At 53.5% G+C, this 17,016-nt stretch carries 14 protein-coding genes and 2 riboswitches; of the genes, 12 read left to right on the top strand and 2 right to left on the bottom strand.

The window, feature by feature from the left end; genetic code table 11:
- Nucleotide 1: 1 nt before the first annotated feature.
- The 3 genes from gluQRS (at nt 2) to B5D39_RS04940 (ending at nt 6,336) form a co-directional block, all read left to right on the top strand.
- Nucleotides 2-916: a tRNA glutamyl-Q(34) synthetase GluQRS gene (gene gluQRS, locus B5D39_RS04950; protein WP_078789291.1), complete on the top strand. Its 915-nt coding sequence runs from the start codon at nt 2-4 to the stop codon at nt 914-916.
- A 90-nt stretch (nt 917-1,006) separates the two neighbouring features.
- Complete coding sequence (locus tag B5D39_RS04945; RefSeq protein ID WP_078789290.1) at nt 1,007-4,930, top strand: tetratricopeptide repeat protein; 3,924 nt, start codon at nt 1,007-1,009, stop codon at nt 4,928-4,930.
- On the top strand, nt 4,927-6,336 hold the full coding sequence (locus B5D39_RS04940; RefSeq protein WP_078789289.1) for an ATP-binding protein: 1,410 nt from the start codon (nt 4,927-4,929) through the stop codon (nt 6,334-6,336). Before B5D39_RS04945 ends, B5D39_RS04940 begins: the two co-directional genes overlap by 4 nt.
- 113 nt (nt 6,337-6,449) lie before the next feature.
- On the opposite strand, the gene mnmH is transcribed toward B5D39_RS04940, so the two are convergent.
- A complete protein-coding gene (mnmH, locus tag B5D39_RS04935; RefSeq protein ID WP_279627291.1) occupies nt 6,450-7,517 on the bottom strand; it encodes a tRNA 2-selenouridine(34) synthase MnmH in 1,068 nt (355 codons plus the stop codon).
- Between the two features lie 91 nt (nt 7,518-7,608).
- Between mnmH and B5D39_RS04930 the strand changes: the two genes are divergently transcribed.
- The 3 genes from B5D39_RS04930 to B5D39_RS04920 all read left to right on the top strand — a co-directional run bounded on the left by B5D39_RS04930 (nt 7,609) and on the right by B5D39_RS04920 (nt 11,117).
- On the top strand, nt 7,609-8,586 hold the full coding sequence (locus tag B5D39_RS04930; protein ID WP_078789288.1) for a class II fructose-bisphosphate aldolase: 978 nt from the start codon (nt 7,609-7,611) through the stop codon (nt 8,584-8,586).
- Nucleotides 8,587-8,741: 155 nt separating this feature from the next.
- Nucleotides 8,742-9,116, top strand: coding sequence for a PilZ domain-containing protein (locus B5D39_RS04925; protein WP_078789287.1), 375 nt, complete (start codon nt 8,742-8,744; stop codon nt 9,114-9,116).
- A 15-nt stretch (nt 9,117-9,131) separates the two neighbouring features.
- On the top strand, nt 9,132-11,117 hold the full coding sequence (locus B5D39_RS04920) for a methyl-accepting chemotaxis protein (RefSeq protein ID WP_078789286.1): 1,986 nt from the start codon (nt 9,132-9,134) through the stop codon (nt 11,115-11,117).
- Between the two features lie 81 nt (nt 11,118-11,198).
- On the opposite strand, the gene B5D39_RS04915 is transcribed toward B5D39_RS04920, so the two are convergent.
- On the bottom strand, nt 11,199-12,146 hold the full coding sequence (locus B5D39_RS04915; RefSeq protein WP_078789285.1) for a YeiH family protein: 948 nt from the start codon (nt 12,144-12,146) through the stop codon (nt 11,199-11,201).
- Nucleotides 12,147-12,399: 253 nt separating this feature from the next.
- Here B5D39_RS04915 and B5D39_RS04910 point away from each other — a divergent pair, with 253 nt between their 5' ends.
- From B5D39_RS04910 to B5D39_RS04890, 6 genes are all read left to right on the top strand, one after another.
- On the top strand, nt 12,400-13,290 hold the full coding sequence (locus B5D39_RS04910) for a LysR substrate-binding domain-containing protein (RefSeq protein WP_078789284.1): 891 nt from the start codon (nt 12,400-12,402) through the stop codon (nt 13,288-13,290).
- Nucleotides 13,291-13,348: 58 nt separating this feature from the next.
- A riboswitch (Fluoride riboswitch) is annotated at nt 13,349-13,414 on the top strand.
- Between the two features lie 65 nt (nt 13,415-13,479).
- On the top strand, nt 13,480-14,883 hold the full coding sequence (locus B5D39_RS04905; protein WP_078789283.1) for a voltage-gated chloride channel family protein: 1,404 nt from the start codon (nt 13,480-13,482) through the stop codon (nt 14,881-14,883).
- Between the two features lie 15 nt (nt 14,884-14,898).
- Nucleotides 14,899-15,048, top strand: coding sequence for a hypothetical protein (locus B5D39_RS16915; protein WP_153304303.1), 150 nt, complete (start codon nt 14,899-14,901; stop codon nt 15,046-15,048).
- Nucleotides 15,049-15,054: 6 nt separating this feature from the next.
- Complete coding sequence (locus B5D39_RS04900; RefSeq protein ID WP_078789282.1) at nt 15,055-15,738, top strand: phosphatase PAP2 family protein; 684 nt, start codon at nt 15,055-15,057, stop codon at nt 15,736-15,738.
- Between the two features lie 393 nt (nt 15,739-16,131).
- Complete coding sequence (locus tag B5D39_RS04895; RefSeq protein ID WP_078789320.1) at nt 16,132-16,452, top strand: type II toxin-antitoxin system RelE/ParE family toxin; 321 nt, start codon at nt 16,132-16,134, stop codon at nt 16,450-16,452.
- Entirely contained in the window at nt 16,445-16,801 is a 357-nt protein-coding gene (locus B5D39_RS04890; RefSeq protein ID WP_078789281.1) for a helix-turn-helix domain-containing protein, read from the top strand. Before B5D39_RS04895 ends, B5D39_RS04890 begins: the two co-directional genes overlap by 8 nt.
- A 140-nt stretch (nt 16,802-16,941) precedes the next feature.
- A riboswitch (Fluoride riboswitch) is annotated at nt 16,942-17,004 on the top strand.
- Nucleotides 17,005-17,016 lie beyond the last annotated feature (12 nt).

Raw genomic sequence — 17,016 nt, 5'->3', positions numbered from 1 at the left:
CATGACGGTGGGTAGAGCTAACACCACCTGTCCGGTCATCGGTCGTTTTGCCCCATCTCCCACCGGACCGCTGCACACCGGTTCTTTGGTGGCAGCTGTTGGCAGTTGGCTGATGGCTAAGGCTGCTGGCGGGCAGTGGTTGCTGCGGATTGATGATCTGGATGGACCCCGTTGTCGGCAGGAGTTTGAGGATGATATCCTGCGGACCATGGAGCGGTTTGGGCTCTGTTGGGATGGTAGCATTACGCGTCAAAGCGACAATGGAACTGCCTACGCCGAGTCTTTTGAACAGCTACAGAAGCTGGGGGCGGTCTACCCCTGTGGTTGCAGTCGAGCTGAGATCGCCCGTTCTGCCTCAGCTCCCCACCCCGGTGAAGAGATCCCCTATCCTGGCACCTGTCGTAGCGGTCTGTCTGCCGGACGTGAACCGCGGGCCTGGCGGTTGCGTACCGATGGGATGCAGATTGCCTTTGATGATCTGCGCCACGGCAGGATAGCTACGGAGCTGGATCGAACAGGTGATTTTGTAGTCAAACGGGCGGAGGGGTTCTTTGCCTATCAGCTGGCGGTGGTAGTGGATGACCACCTGACCGGGGTCAATCAAGTGGTGCGGGGGGATGATCTGCTGGATTCCACTCCACGACAGGTTTTGCTGCATCAGCTACTGGGCTGGTCGTTACCGGTCTATTGCCACCTGCCGCTGGTAACCGGACCGGATGGGGCGAAGCTGAGTAAACGGGACAATACGGTGTCGTTAGCTGATGGACGGGTGGCGGGCAAAGAGTCTGAGTTGTTGGTCTGGGGGTTGCGTTTTCTTGGGCTGGCAGTGCCGGATGCACTGCGTGGGTCGGACTGTGCAGAGTTGTTGAGCTGGGCGCGGGAGGCATGTAATCTCCCAAAATGTATCGCCAAGTAGAAGTTACAACAGCTTGTTGTTATCATTTGGGTAGTCACTGTTTTTGCTGTATGGTGAAACCACTAAACTCAACATGCAGGTGAGGTGGCCGTGTACACTCTGATCTCTTTTGCCACACAATGGGGAAGCAAATACGGCGGCATAAATTCGTTCAATACTGATTTCCTGAGCGCCCTTGGGGTTGCCTATCATCTTGGCATACAGGTTGTTTGCGTTGTAACCAGTGCCACTAACGAAGAGATTGAACAGGCACGCAACACCTACGTAACCCTGGTGCCCCTTCCATATTCTCCAGCGGATAAACAGCTTTCAACAACACATGCTCAGACAGCACTTGATGAGTTGAAACGCCGGGATATCGGCTTTGATCCAGGCAGAACGGTATGGCTCGGCCATGACAGAATTTCCGGGGCTGCGGCCATTGCAGCGGCACAACAGGCTGGTGGGCGATCCGCCCTGATACATCACATGAGCTACGATCACTACGAGTCGTATGCCGAAGATTCAGCAACAGCCAGAACAAAAGTTGAAGAACAAACAACACTCTTCAAACAGGCCGATATTGTACTGGCAATAGGTCCACTCTTGCGAGATGCATTGAGTGACATGATTGAGGCCACAAAACCGGTTTGTATGCTGATACCGGGACTTGCTGAAATATCGCTTCGTGAACCTCCTAAGAAATTCACCGCATTTCTCAGTGGCCGGCTCAGTGAAGACGCGGCCCGGATTAAACAGGGATACCTCGGTATTGCCGCCTTTGCCCTGGCGCACCGAGAAGCATGTGATAAAAGCATGCCGGATGGCCTCTGTAAAGAACCCAAGCTGGTATTGCGCGGTGTCGATCTTGAAGCCCCATTGCTCCAGGACAACCAGATAAATCCTGAAACAGAACTTAAACAGTTTGCGGAAAAATATGCACAACGAGTTATTAACCTCCACACCTTGCCGTTTACCCAAGATCGTCAGACGCTTTATGCCGACTTGAGCGGTTCAAGTGTAGCAATGATGCCGTCCTGGCATGAAGGTTTTGGTCTTGCAGCATGGGAGGCAATTGCGGCGGGTGTCCCCCTGATTATTAGTGAAAACAGTGGAGTGTTTCGGTTGTTGGATGAACTGAACCTGGATAATGAAGTCTACTCAATTAGCGTACGTGCCTCCAGCAATGATCCGTATTTCCGTGAAGAAGACCTACCGGCAGTCGTTGCCAAGCTTACAGAGATTGCCCACAAACCGGACAAGGCTCGTAGCATAGCAGGACGGTTACGCAATAATCTTGCAAAATTCTCATGGCCACATTGCGCAGAGCAGGCTACACAGGCGTTCGGCTGGACTGTACAGAAAGGGAGTTTACCGCCTGTCACGCCTGAACAGATCGCAGCAGTACTGAGTGCTCCTGCGCCTCCTCCCCAATCTCCAGCGACCATCTTTTCCCCCTTACAGATTCCTGCAAGACAATGGAAAGCCGGTAGCGGCCTGGCCGACAGCCAGTTGTTGCGGGCGGAAGAGGCGTTGGTGCCGTTTGACCCTGCCCGTCAGCCCGATCTTGATGCCTTGAATGCTTGGCTTGATGACCGGGAATGGCCGAACGCAGTCCGGTTGATTACCGGTGCGGGTGGATTGGGTAAGACTCGCTTGGCTCTGGAGCTTTGCCAGCAACGCGCGGCAAACGGTTGGCACACCGGTTTTCTGGATGCGCTACTGGAACCTCGGGAGATGAAGCAGGCTTGGGAGCAACTTCATGCTTTCGACATGCCTGTGTTGGCTGTTATTGACTATGCCGAAACCAGACAACCGGTACTGCTTGCCCTTGTTAAAGCAATCCTACAGCAACCCGGCAAGCATCCTATCCGGATACTGTTGCTTGCCCGTGATGGCGGGGAGTGGTGGGACAATCTGCCCAGTAAAGACCCCCATTGTGAAGCCTTGCTCTCCGGCTATGCCACAACTGGGCCATATACGCTGTTACCGCTGCATCCAGAAGAGGAAGGCCGTCGTCATGCCTACCGCCAGGCTCTGAGCGCTTTTGCCGATGCTCTGGGGGTGCGTGTGCCGGAGGTCACGCCTGAGCTGTCGGGAGAGCATTTCGGGCGACCGCTTTACCTGCAGATGGCGGCATTACTGGCACTGCACGGCGAACGCCCAACCACTGCAGAAGGACTGACCAGGGCGCTGCTTAACCACGAGCGCCGTTACTGGAGTCGCTTGCTTGCCAACTTCATTTTCAGTGAACCGGAACAGCATGCCCAGCAACTGTTGGCGCTGACCACCTTGGCAGGCGGCTTTGCCACCCCGAGAGATGCCCAGGTGTATTGGAATAAAAGTGATGCAAACAAGCTGAGTCCCGCTGAATTTACTTCTCTATTCAAAGCCTTGGTGCCGCTCTATCCCGGCAAACAAGGCTTGCAAGCGGTACGACCTGACCTGTTAGGTGAAGCGTTGGTTGCACAAACGCTAGCCGGTTCTGAGGCAACCCGCTTGCTGGATGCTGTCCTGTCAAACGGATCTACTCAGGGCATCCGACTCCACACCCTGACTGTTCTGGCCCGATTGTTAGATAAATACCCAGATTTGCATGAGACAGCGGCAGAGGCACTGGCTCGTAATTTTGCTCATTGTAATCAGGAAGTATTGACTGTGGCGATTGAGACCGCTGGGGATTTTGCTGTTGTGGCAGAAACTGCTTTTGCGAGATTGGATCCATTGGCAAAAAGCCAGGTTGCCGGTTTGCTGGAACCTCAACTACGGCAAGACTCGGTTCAGCTCGCGGTACTGGGGTGCTTGGTAAAAGAGTATCTTGTGGAAAAAGCCCGACAAAAATTAGACAAAAAACAAAATTTGGACAACCATGCCCATTACGCAAGGAAAATGATGAATTACTCGATATCACTCCGTCGGGTGGGTCGCAATGATCAAGCGCTTTATTGTGCTAAAGAAGCATATAAACTGTTTAAGTCGTTGCACTCTTTGGATTCAGAGCGCTTTGCATATAGTTATTCAACATCATTAAACTTCTACTCAAACCGCTTGGGTGATGCCGGGCAACTTGAAGCGGCTCTAGTCCACGCTAATCATGCTTTGGAAATTCGTAAATGGCTGGCTCAAAAAGAATCGGATAACTATAAACCCGCCTATGCTATGTCGTTAAACGACTATGCAAATCACTTAAGCTATTCCGGACAAAATGAAACCGCCTTGATGTTTGCACGACAATCATTGGAAATAAATAAACAATTAGCCCAAAATAATCCCGATCGCTATGAATCTGACTATGCCATATCATTAAATACCTTTGCAAATCGCTTAAGTGATGTCGGGCAGAATCAAGATGCTCTTGAGTTTATGTATAATGCGCTGGAAATCAACAAGCGACTAGTTCAGAAAACTCCAGACCGCTACGAGCCAGACTATGCATCATCACTAAATAACTATGCCGTTTGCTTATGCTCTGTTGGAATATACGAAGACGCTCTTAATTATGCAAAACAATCGTCAAACATTCGTAAACGACTTGCCCAAAAAAATCCAATGCGATTTACTGAGGAAATGTTAAGCAGTAACTGCTTAGCTGGTTTTATCTGCTGGCTACTTAATGATTTAAATGATTATTACGGCCTGGCAAACATTCATAATAATATACAGCCAACAATATTTTCTTATCGTTGGCAACTTATGCAATTGTTCATTGCCTTTGTACAGGCATGCTATTCAATGACACTAGAACAACGTGATAGCTCCATGAAACAGATAATTACCGTTTGGGATGAGCTGTCGCAAGCAAGCAGAAAAAAAGCTCAACCCTATTGGCTATGCGCAGTTGCTTGGTGCGCTACGTATAGTCCAGAGACCGTTGCCGATCTCGCTTGGCAAACTGACTGGCAGAAATTTGCCCAGCAACGCCAAGGCCGCATCCCGCACTGGATGCCGGAAGTGGCGCGACGGTTGGAGTTCCAGTGGCCCGATTGGACGGAACAATCCGATGAGCCGATAATACCTGTGGCAGGTCAGCCATGAGCATCAGCATTCCTGAACTAGAACGCCTGATGGCGGCTCCCCGTGAAGACGAGCATCTTGAATTCAAGGAGGCCAAGAACCAGTACGACACTACCAAGCTGTACCGGTACTGTGTGGCTCTGGCAAATGAAGGTGGCGGCAGGTTTATCCTTGGCGTGACCGACAAAAAGCCGCGCCGTGTGGTCGGCAGCACTGCCTTCCCCAATACCAGTAACATCCAGGCTAAGATTTTTGAAAAGCTGCGCTTTCGGGTTGATGTTGAAGAGGTGAGCCATCCCGACGGAAGGGTGGTTATCTTTCAGATTCCGTCACGACCGGCAGGAACCGCGTACCAGTTTGAAGGTGCGTATCTGATGCGTTCTACTGAGGATACGGTTTCCATGACCGAAGACCGGTTACGCAGTATCTTTAGTGAGGGTAAGGCGGACTGGCTGGCGCAAAACACCATGCAGGGATGTAGTGCAGACGAGGTGGTCAGATTGTTGGACTCCCAGAGCTACTTTGACCTGCTCAAGCTGCCCTATCCGGCTAACCGTGAGGGTGTTCTGGATCGTTTCGAGCGCGAGCGCTTGATTGTTAGACAGGGGGAACAGTGGGGCATTACCAGTTTAGGGGCTATTCTGCTGGCAAAACGGCTTGACGAATTCCCCGATCTTGCCCGTAAAGCACCGCGGGTGATTGTGTACGAAGGCACGAGCAAGCTGCACACCCGTCTGGATAAGCCGGGTAGCAAAGGATATGCCGTTGGTTTTGAAGGGTTGATAGATTTTGTTAACGGACAGATTCCCAGCAATGAGGTGATCGAAACAGCCCTGCGTCATGAGGTCAAGATGTTTCCAGAGATAGCCGTCCGCGAGTTGGTGGCAAATGCCCTGATTCATCAGGACTTCATGGAAAGCGGCAGCTCCGTCATGATTGAAATCTATTCTGATCGTATTGAGATAGCCAACCCCGGCAAACCGTTTATCCCGCCCGAGCGTTTTATCGATGAGTATCAATCACGCAATGAACGGCTTGCCGACTTGATGAGGCGCATGGGGATCTGTGAGGAAAAAGGGAGCGGCGTGGATAAGGTTATCCATGCCGCTGAGGTGTACCAACTTCCCGCCCCTGATTTCCGCATTGGCGAGCGTCACACTAAAGCGATTCTTTTCTCACATAAAGAATTTGAGGAGATGGATCGCAATGACCGCATCAGGGCTTGCTATCAGCACTGTTGCCTCAGATACGTCATGAATCAGAAGATGACCAACCAAAGCTTGCGCGATAGATTCAAACTGCCTGAAAAGAAGACGGAATCCGTGTCACGGGTAATCAGGGATACGATGGACGCTGAAATTATCAAGCTGGCAGACCCTACGATTACTTCGCTCAGATACCGCAGTTATGTGCCGTTTTGGGCGTAGCCGCTTATTTAGATGGTACGGCCAATGCTCGTGCCATTGGCTGGTCAACAAATTGATATCAAAAAGTTTTTTTATTTAGACGCAAAACCTCGCTTCAAGAAGATGCTGCCTCATCACGATTCCTCACCGCAAATCTTCGCCAGTTCCTCTTCCGCCTGTTGGTAATCTTCCAAACTGATGGTCCCTTGCGGTTCCCACTTTCTGACCCGGTAATAGAGTTTGTCGTAGTACTGCTCGATCAGATCCTGGGCCACCCCTGGAATATCCCAGGCCGCAAGTTTGCGCTGTAGTTCCTCGTACTGCGGTCCTCCCAGCTTCTTTTTGATCCGTTCCAGCGCCTCTGCCATCGGCTGGCGATATTCTTCCTTTGCATACTCGGCAGACAGACGCTTGACTCTGGTTGCAACGGAAACAGTACACCAGACCTTGGTGCTGGCTGCCATGACCTCGTGCAGGTCGCCAGGCAGGTTCACCCGGCCGATCCGTTTGCTTTCCCCCTCCACCACAATCGGTCGGTCCGTTGGCGCTTTGCGGAAGGCATCCCAGAGCAGGGTCTCAAACCGTTTCTGGGGTGGTTGTTCCCCTAGTCCCAGCGAGCCAAAGGCTGAACCGCGGTGTCTGGCCAGCCCTTCCAGATCAATGGTCGTGTACCGTTCCTGTGGCAACTGCTGCAGGAACTCGGTCTTGCCTGATCCGGTCATGCCGTGCAGTACCACCAGCTGTACCGGCAGGCTGACCGACTCAAAGAAGGCGCTGACGATTGTGCGGAACGACTTGTAGCCGCCAGCCAGTTTGACCACCGGGTAGCCGGTCATCTCCAGCAGCATGGCAATCGATTCACTGCGCAGGCCGCCCCGCCAGCAGTAGACCAGCGTTGGTCGTCCCTGGGCTGCTTCAGCAATGGTGGCAACAATGGCAGGAAAACGGTGGCAGGTCAGTTCCAGGCCACGGATACGGGCTATCTGTGGTCCCTGTTGCTTGTAAAGGGTGCCGATCTCCACCCGTTCAGCATCGGTCAGAATCGGGACATTGATGGCGCCGGGCAGGTGGTCTTCTGCAAATTCCAGCGGTGTGCGGGCATCAATAATACAGTGGGTCTCAAGCAGTGATGGATCAAACGGAATCGTGCGGGCCATTGCGATCAGATACTCCGGTGTTTTTTCTGGGATCACCCTTGCCATGCAGGGTGTTCAGTGGTACATATAAACACTCTTTCCCACGTATTTGCAAGGTTACATAACCTTCATATCACACATCCGCCAGGAGGAAACCATGGAGAAGAAACAGGTGCATTACAGCGAGCTTGGTCTGGTCAACACCAAAGAGATGTTTGCCAAGGCAATGGCAGGCAAGTATGCCATTCCGGCCTACAACTTCAATAATCTGGAACAGCTTCAGGCAATTGTGGTGGCATGCGCTGAAACCAATTCTCCGGTGATTATTCAGGTTTCCAAAGGGGCCCGCAGTTACGCCAACGAAACCATGCTGCGCTATATGGCCATGGGTGCGGTGCAGATGGCCCGTGAAATCGGCTCGACTATTCCGATCTGTCTCCACCTTGACCATGGTGATTCCTTTGAGCTCTGCAAGTCCTGCGTGGACAGCGGTTTTTCTTCAGTCATGATTGATGGTTCCCACCTGCCCTATGAAGAAAACGTGGCGCTCTGCAAGAAGGTGGTTGAATACGCCCATCAATTTAATGTCTCTGTTGAAGGTGAACTGGGGGTGCTGGCCGGGATTGAGGATGAGGTCTCTGCCGAGCATTCCACCTACACCAAGCCTGAAGAGGTGGAGGATTTTGTTAAGAAGACCGGTGTGGATTCACTGGCCATCTCCATCGGCACCAGCCATGGCGCTTACAAGTTCAAGGCCGGTCAACCGGTGCCGCCACTGCGGTTTGATATCCTGGCCGAGTGTGAAAAACGGCTGCCCGGCTTCCCGATTGTGCTGCACGGTGCCTCTTCAGTGGTGCAGGAGTATGTGGAGCTGATCAACCAGTATGGTGGCAAGATGGAAGGCGCTGTTGGCGTACCGGAAGAGCAGCTGCGTCAGGCCGCCGCAAGTGCGGTCTGCAAGATCAATATCGATTCCGACGGTCGTCTGGCCGTAACCGCCAAGGTGCGGGAATACTTTGGCAAGGATCCCAAAGAGTTTGACCCCCGTAAGTATCTGGGGGCGGCGCGTAACGAGCTGGTTAAGCTGATTAAGCATAAGAATGAGACAGTATTGGGATCTGCCGGTAAAGCCTAAGCGGGAAGCGGTCTTTTTTTGCCCTGCCCCCACCAAGCTGCGGAATGTCTTGTGCGGCGTACTATACGGTACGCCTCCGCGCCATTCCTTGCTTGTCGGACCCAGAACAAAAAAATCCTCGCTTCCTTGTAGATGTCGTTAGGAGGGTGATCACCATGAGTACCAGAAAATTCTCCCGTGTTCCATTTCATGTCACTGCGACCGCCACGATTGGTGGTCGCAGCTTTCAGGGTAAGGTCAGCAACCTTTCCATGAACGGGCTGTTTCTGGAAACAGCCGAGCGGCTGCCGGAAGGTGAAGCAGCAGATCTGGTGATTACCCTGGAAGGGACTGACCCGGAAGTTGCGGTTGCTTTTCAGGGGCGGGTCTGCAGGATCACGGATGATGGTATCGGCTTTCATTTTGAAAAGATCGACCTGGATTCCTATACCCATCTGCGTAATATCATCTCCTATAATATGGCTGATGCAGAGAAGGTCATGGATGAGATATTTACCAATATTGAAGAGAAAATTTCGTCTGGGGTCTGATTATCCGGGGGTGTCATGAGTCGTTGTAGTCACTGCAAAACATACTCTGTATTCGGCTTTCTGTTGGGGGTCGGAGCACCGCTGGGCTGGTTGTTGGTGCGTCTGGTGATGTTTAATGATCCCGGACAAACGATCTTTGAGCAACTGCTGGGAGATATTGTCAAGGATGCTGAACACCGTATGCTGTATCTGTATATGGGGGTCGGAACCTCATTTGTACTGGGCACGGTCGGCTTTTTGATCGGTAGAACCGGGGATGAGCTGCAACAGCGTGCCCATGAACTGGATGAACTGCATCAGGAGGTTGCCTCCCAGAAAGAGGTCTTTGAAAACCGCTTCAAGGTGCTGGACAGCAACGTCAAAAACTTCCATCAGATCAGCAGTAAAATCCAGACCTCGCTGAACCTTGAGGAGGTGCTACTGCTCTGTGCTGAAGGTCTGCATGATGTGCTGGGGTATGAACGGGTTAATATCCTGATGACGGCTAAAAATGGCCGCAGTCTGCGCTTTGTAACTGCAACGGGCAGCAAGGGACGTGAGATTGAAGGGCTTGAACTGCCGATTGATCCGTCAATCGGGGTGATCTACCGCAGTATCAGCGAGCGTAAGCCCTACCTGATTGATGACATTACCCGCTATGATGAAAGCTATCATCTGCAACCTCCCCATGACCGGATTGAGGTGTTGCGCTCCAAGAACTTCATCATCTGCCCGATGGTGGTTAAGGGTGAAGCCCTGGGGGCCTTTGCCATTGATAACAAACGTTCACGCCGGGCACTGAACGAGTCTGATCTGGATACGATCATGCTGTTCGCTGATCAGGTGGCCAATAGTATCACCCGCATCAACCTGCTGACCTCCATTGATACCCTGACCAGCGAGCTTGAAAGCTCGTTCTCGTTCCTGCTTTCCCATCGTGACCAGTATTCCCTGAACGTTGAGGATCTTAAGGCCAGCATTGAGTCGGTGGTGGATGGCGCAGCAGTGATCGCCTCTGCAGCAGAAGGTTCCACCGCTTCGGTGGATGAGACCAGTACGGCGGTTAATGAGATCTCGGTGGCCATTGAAGAGGTCTCCCGCAACCTGGATACCCTGGCCGGGATCGTGCATCAGTCCGCATCTGCCATGGAAGAGATTACCGGCAATATCACCAGTGTTGAGCGTAGCGCTGCCATCTCCCATGAAGTCTCCAGTCAGGTGCAGGCCCAGACCGAAGAGGGGCGTACAGCGGTCAACGAGACCATCGGTTCACTGGCAGAGATTCAGCACTCGGTTGAGGAATCCTACGCCGGTATTACCCGCCTGGCTGAGAAAAGTACCCGGATCGAGAATATCGTCAACGTCATCAACGACATTACCAAGCGGACCAACCTGCTGGCTCTGAACGCCTCGATCATCGCAGCCCAGGCCGGTGAATACGGCAAGAGCTTTGGGGTGGTGGCGGACGAGATCCGCAACCTCTCGCTGCAGACCGGCCACTCCACCGGAGAAATCACCGGCATTATTGATGAGATCATGTTTGAGTCACGCCACGCTGCCGACAATATCACCGCCACCAAAGGGCTGGTGGTGCGGGGGGTTGAGCTGGGGCATGTGATGGGTGAGACCCTGCAGGCGATCTATGACCGTTCGGTCTGCTCAATGGAGATGACCTCGGAGATCAAGCAGGCCACCGAAGAGCAGTCGCTGAGTGTGCAGATGGTGGCCCGCTCCATGGAGGATATCAGCAGCATGACCTCCCAGATCTTTAACGGCTCCAAGGATCAGGCCAAGGCCACCCGCAGTATTGCCCGGGCGATTGAGACGGTGAAGGAGATGGCCCACGAGATGGTGCAGTCCACCTCCAGCCAGGTGGAGGACGGACGCAGGATCAGGCGGACGGTGGAGTCGGTCAGCGCCATGGTGCATCAGATGTTTGATAATATGGAGGCCCGCCGCGCCCAGTCATCAGAGGTGGTCAAGGAGCTGGAGTCGATGAAGAGTACCACCTGCCCGCTGTAGAGTTTTAGTGTTCATGTGAAATGACAACAAGGGCTCCCGTCTGAAAAGACGGGAGCCCTTGTTGGTTTAGGGAGCGCTTGCTTAGCTGATCCAGCCCAGCAGGATCGCTGTGGCACTGGTTACTGAAACAATAATCCAGAGGGTAACCCCCTGCGCCAGCGGTTTGATACCGGTCTTGCCCAGTACCTCCCGGGTCAGGCCGCTACCGATCAGGAACAGCGTCACCACCAGACTCTGCTTGGCGATGCTGTTAAGCGGATGCCAGAGTTGTTCAAACTGCGGCAGGGCTGTCTTGATGGCGGCTGCAGCAATAAAGCCGATGATAAAGAGCGGAAACTTGGCCTTGCCTTCCGACTTGGTAAGCCAGGCCGCCAGCAGGGCAGAAGGCATGATCCACAACGCTCTGGTCAGTTTAACCGTGGTGCCGATTGCCAGGGCCAATCCGCCATAGGCTGCTGCAGCCCCCACCACGCTGCTGGTGTCGTGGATCGCCAGGGCAGACCAGAGCCCAAACTGCTCTTGCCCCATCCCCAGCAGGTGTCCCAAGGGCGGGAACAGGATCAGGGCAATGGAGTTGAGGGTGAAGATGGTTGCCAAGGCAACTCCGGTTTCCTCTGCTTCTGCCTTGATCACCGGGGCCATGGCAGCAATGGCGCTGCCGCCGCAGATGGCGGTTCCGAATGAGATCAGGGTTGATGTGCGTTGCGGGGTTTTGAACAATCGACCCAACAGCCAGCCTGCCAGCATGGTGAAGCTGATGCTGATGGCGGTGTAGAGAAAGGCATCTTTGCCGGTTTGCAGGATCACCGGCAGGTTGATGCCGAATCCCAGCCCCACCACCGATGCCTGTAGCAACCGTCTGCTCCAGGTGGATGTGGTGCTCTTCCAGGGGTTGCCGATCAGAAGGCCGAAGACGAGCCCTGCTGTCAGCGCCATCGGTGCGCTGACCGTCGGCAGGCAGCAGGCCAGCAATAGGAGCCAGAACAGTAGTTTTAATCCGTTATTGGTGGGCACGTTCAACTCCTTCATAGTGATTGATCCTAAAAACGGCAGTTACTCACGCGGAGCCGCGGAGCTCGCGGAGAAAATCAAGTAGTTACTTAAAAACAAGGAACTACCTACGGGTGAAGCAATAACATGGTGTAACCAAATGATTTTACTCTTCGCGTCTCCGCGGCTCCGCGTGCAACGGTTTTTGTAGGTTGATGGTTGCTACTTTAGCCAGAAACAATTATAAATAAAAATGAATAATAATGATTAAATAAATCAATTGGATTTATGTATGGCCTTGTCGCTTCGACAATTGGAAATTTTTGAAAAGATCGCCTCCACCGGCAGCGTTACCAGGGCCGGAGAGGAGCTGCTGCTGACCCAATCAGCGGTCAGCATGGCCTTGTCTCAGCTTGAGCAGCTCAGCAGTGTCCCACTGTTTGAGCGTGTTGGGCGCCGGCTGATGCTCAATGATGCCGGTCGAATGTTGCTCAAGGATGCCCGTGAGATCCTTTTGGCCGTAAAGCAGCTTGAGCAGCAGCTGCAGGGAGATAGCGGCGAGCTGGTGGGTGAACTACTGGTGGGTGGCAGTACCACCATCGCCAACTATCTGCTGCCGTCGTTGTTGGGGGCCTTTGCACGGCAGTATCCCATGACCAGGGTGCAGTTAACCGTTGGCAATACCCAACAGGTGGCTGATCTGCTGGCAACAGGGCAGCTGGATATCGCCTTTGTTGAGGGGCCCTGCCATAACCGCGAACTGGTTGCCCTGCATTGGCGGGATGATGAACTGGTGGTGGTGGCCGGGGCTGAACATCCGTGGGCCAAAGAAAAACGTGTGACACCGGAGCAGCTGACTACAGCCCCCTGGATCATGCGGGAAAAGGGCTCCGGTACCCGCGAGATCTTTGAAGATGCCATGGACAGGGCCGGAATCAGTTATGCCATTGCGTTGGAGTTTGGCCATACCGAAGCGATCAAGAACGGTGTTGCTGCCGGGCTGGGGGTCAGCTGCCTTTCGCGGATTGCCGTTGATCGGGAGCTGGAATATGGTCGCCTGGTTGAAGTGGCAAGCCCATTGCTGCTGACCCGTTCGCTGGCGCTGCTGAAACGGCGTACCAGTCATTGTACAACGTTGTTGGAGGCTTTTTTGAAGGTGTCAGGTGGGCAATGGGAGGCATAGCCCAGAGTACAATCGTTCTTGACGACAGGGACTTCAATCCGTATTGTACGTTACCTGCAATTATTACGGCGATGGAGTTCGCCATAACCGCTTGTTGGCCTAAGCTGATGACTCCTACTTCAATTGCGAGGTAGGGGTCTTTTTATTGCCCTGAAAATCTATTGATTCTTAAAATATGGTGAAATAACAATGCCTTTTCGTTGGAACCCCCGCGAGCATCTGTCATTGGGTGTCTATATCCTGAAGTGGATCTGCCTGGCCACGCCGGTTGCCGCCGCAGTCGGATCTGCCTGTGCCCTGTTCTTGTGGTTGCTTGATCGCAGTACGCAGCTGCGCATTGAAACACCCTGGCTGCTGTTTCTGCTGCCCCTTGCCGGTGCCGGGATCAGTATCCTTTATACCAAGCTGGGGCATGTGGCGGAAGGTGGCAACAACCTGCTGATGGATGCGATTCATGGCCATGAAAAGGTTGACAGCGGCATTGTGGTGCCGCGTCGCATGGCCCCCCTGATCTTGGTGGCAACGGTGGTAACCCACCTCTTTGGTGGGTCAGCCGGTCGTGAAGGTACGGCAGTGCAGATGGGGGGGAGCATCGCCTCCACCATCGGCCGTTGGTTCCGTCTAAGTGGCACAGACATGCGCACCTTGCTGATGGCCGGCATTGCCGCCGGTTTTGGCGGTGTGTTTGGCACGCCGCTGACCGGGGCTGTCTTTGCCATGGAGGTGCTGGCGGTTGGACGGATGAGCTACGATGCGCTGATCCCCTGCCTGATCGCTGCGGTGATTGGTGACTGGGCCTCTGGCGCCTGGGGTATCCATCATGCCCAGTATGTTATTTCATCTGCGGCAGCCAGCCTGGGCGGCACACCGCTTAACTGGCTGCTAACCCTGAAGGTCGCTGTAGCTGCTGTGGCATTTGGCCTGGTAAGCGCCCTGTTTGCCGAGATGATCCATGGCATCAACCAGTTTTTCAAGCGTACCGTTGATCGCCCCTGCCTGCGCCCGATCATTGGCGGCCTGCTGATTATCGCCCTGGTCTACCTACTGGGTACCCGCGATTATCTGGGGCTGGGGGCCAGTTCTGCTGACCCGCATACTGTAACCATCCTCTCCTGTTTTCAGCCGGACGGAGCAACCCCCTGGAGCTGGTGGTGGAAACTGCTCTTTACAGCAGTCACCCTGGGGAGCGGGTTTAAAGGGGGCGAGGTGACACCGCTGTTCTTCATCGGGGCCGCATTGGGCAATACCCTGGCGCATCTGATGGGAGCGCCGGTTGATCTCTTTGCCGGGCTTGGGTTTATTGCGGTGTTTGCCGGTGCTACCAACACACCGCTGGCCTGCACCTTGATGGGGATTGAGTTGTTTGGTTCCCAGTATACGCTCTACTTTACCATCGCCTGTTTTCTGTCCTACCTGCTAAGCGGGCATTCAGGCATTTACTTGTCACAGCGGATCGGCACGCCAAAACTGAATCTGGCACACCTGCCGCTGGGCGCCTCTCTGCGAGCCACACGGGAGCTGAGAAGTGGCTGGGGAGCCTATCTGCTACGGCGTCGCAGCAAGGCTGACAAGCCATCTGATCAAAACAACTGAACCGGGGGAGTTATCATGGCAGATCGTCACCAGGTTGATACATCAGAAGTTGGTCAGGTTCGCCAGGGCGAACGGCGTAAAAGAGCTGGAAAAGGCCTTGAAAACTGGCTTTCAGGCTCGCCGCTGCTGTACCGGGAGACCTTTATTACAGATGAGCAGGAGTAGTTAGCTATGGATCCAATGAGGGCCGTTACCGTGCGGCATGCCAGCTATATCTTTTTTGCGCTGATACTGGGAACTGTCGTCATCGCCTGGTTCGGCTGGGATCTGCCGTTGGCGCGGAGCTTCTATGTTCCGGGCCAAGGGTTTCCGGTCGGTCTGCAGCAACCCTGGTCCGCCCTGTACCGCTTTGGCGAATGGCCTGCCTTTCTGCTGGGTGCTGCTGCCGGGATAGTCTTTCTGCTGGGCTTCTTGCGCCCATCACTGGCAACAGTTCGGAGGCAGGCTCTGTTCCTGGCGTTGTTGTTGATCATCGCTCCCGGTATCCTCGCCAACGCTGTTTTCAAAGATCACTGGGGCAGACCTCGTCCACGGCAGGTCATTGAGATGGGGGGCAGCTTTGCCTTTCACCAGCCCTGGCAACCCGGGCCTGCCCCAAAGAACGCCTCCTTTCCTGCCGGGCATCCGACAGTGGCCTTCTACCTGTCTGCTCCATATTTTGTGCTGCGCCGGACAAACCGCCGCAAGGCTCTGTACTGGTTGTGGGGCGGCCTTGTCTACGGCTGCATCATGGGGGCGGCCCGGATCATCCAGGGGGGGCATTTTCTGTCTGATGTGCTCTGGAGTGCCGGTTTTGTGTATCTGACTGCCTTGGTGCTTGCTGACCTGTTACGGCTTGATGCCGAGCAGGGATGACAACGCTGGAATCTGCGCTATATTCTTTACAAGGAGATAACGAATGGCCGTGACTACACAAACCAGCTATGAAAAGGGACGTTATATGAGCTGAACATTGCGGATCTGCAGCCTGATCCACAACAACCACGCACGTGGAGGAGCGGAGACGCGAAGAGTAAAATTGGTTGGTTGCGCCATGTTATAACTTCACCTGTAGGGTTGCTCCTTGTTTTTAGGTAACTACCTGATTTTCTCCGTGAGCTTCGCGGATCAGCGTGAGTAACCTGTCCACTCAGATCTGTTGTGCGGCACAGCAAATCCTTATAAAAAGTAAATTTCCCAACAAGCAACAAGGCATCTCAATTAAGATTCACCCTTGCCTCAACTGCGTCAATGGCGTATAGTTTTTTCATGATCATCATCGAAACTCCAATATTTACCAAACAGCTTTTAGCCACCCTATCGGACGAGGAATATCGTCTGTTTCAGGCGACCCTGTTGGAGCGACCTGATGCTGGAAAAATCATTCCCGGAGGTGGTGGACTCCGTAAAGTACGATGGGCCTTGGAAGGGCGAGGCAAAAGCGGTGGGGCAAGAGTAATCTACTACTGGTTTACGGGGAGGGGAACACTTTTGCTGTTGTTCATGTATCCCAAAAACGTGCAGGAGAATCTTACACAAGACCAACTTAAACAACTCAAGAAGATCGTTGAGGAGGAATATCATGAATGATGAACTTTTTCAGGAACTGCTGGCAAGCGTGAAGCAAGGCGCAGAGATAATGAAAGGCACAATGCAGCCCTCGCGAACATTTGAATTCCCAGAAACCGAGGTGCGGGCTTTACGTGAGCAGTTCGGTCTTTCACAGGATAAGTTTGCAGAGCTTGTGGGGATCAGCGTAGGAACACTAAGAAACTGGGAACAAGGCCGACGAAAACCAGAAGGCCCGGCACGTGTGCTTTTGCGGGTAGCATCCCGTCATCCAGAAGCACTTTTAGACATCGGAAGGGAACAACCCAAACGTGCAGAGCGCACACCATCTCACTCAACCGGACGAACTAAAAAACTTCGCGCCGCTTAGCAACTTTCACTTGAGGAAGAGACGGGTCAGGTCTTGAAAAGTTAGTTTTTGAGTGAAAAGTGATAGTTCAAGACCTGACCCCACGGCTCCCGGCCGGTTTTGCCGTTTGACAAGCCGCATTCGGCAGATTATGCTTTCCAAAACCTTACGGCGATGGAGTTCGCCATAACCGCCTGTATCAGGCTGATGACTCCTGCTCTTAAACCCGAGGGCAG

Source organism: Trichlorobacter thiogenes, assembly GCF_900167465.1.
In the GTDB taxonomy this organism is placed as follows: Bacteria; Desulfobacterota; Desulfuromonadia; order Geobacterales; family Pseudopelobacteraceae; genus Trichlorobacter; species Trichlorobacter thiogenes.
The sequence above is the reverse complement of the archived record's forward strand: the minus strand, read 5'-3'. Positions and strand labels throughout refer to the sequence as shown.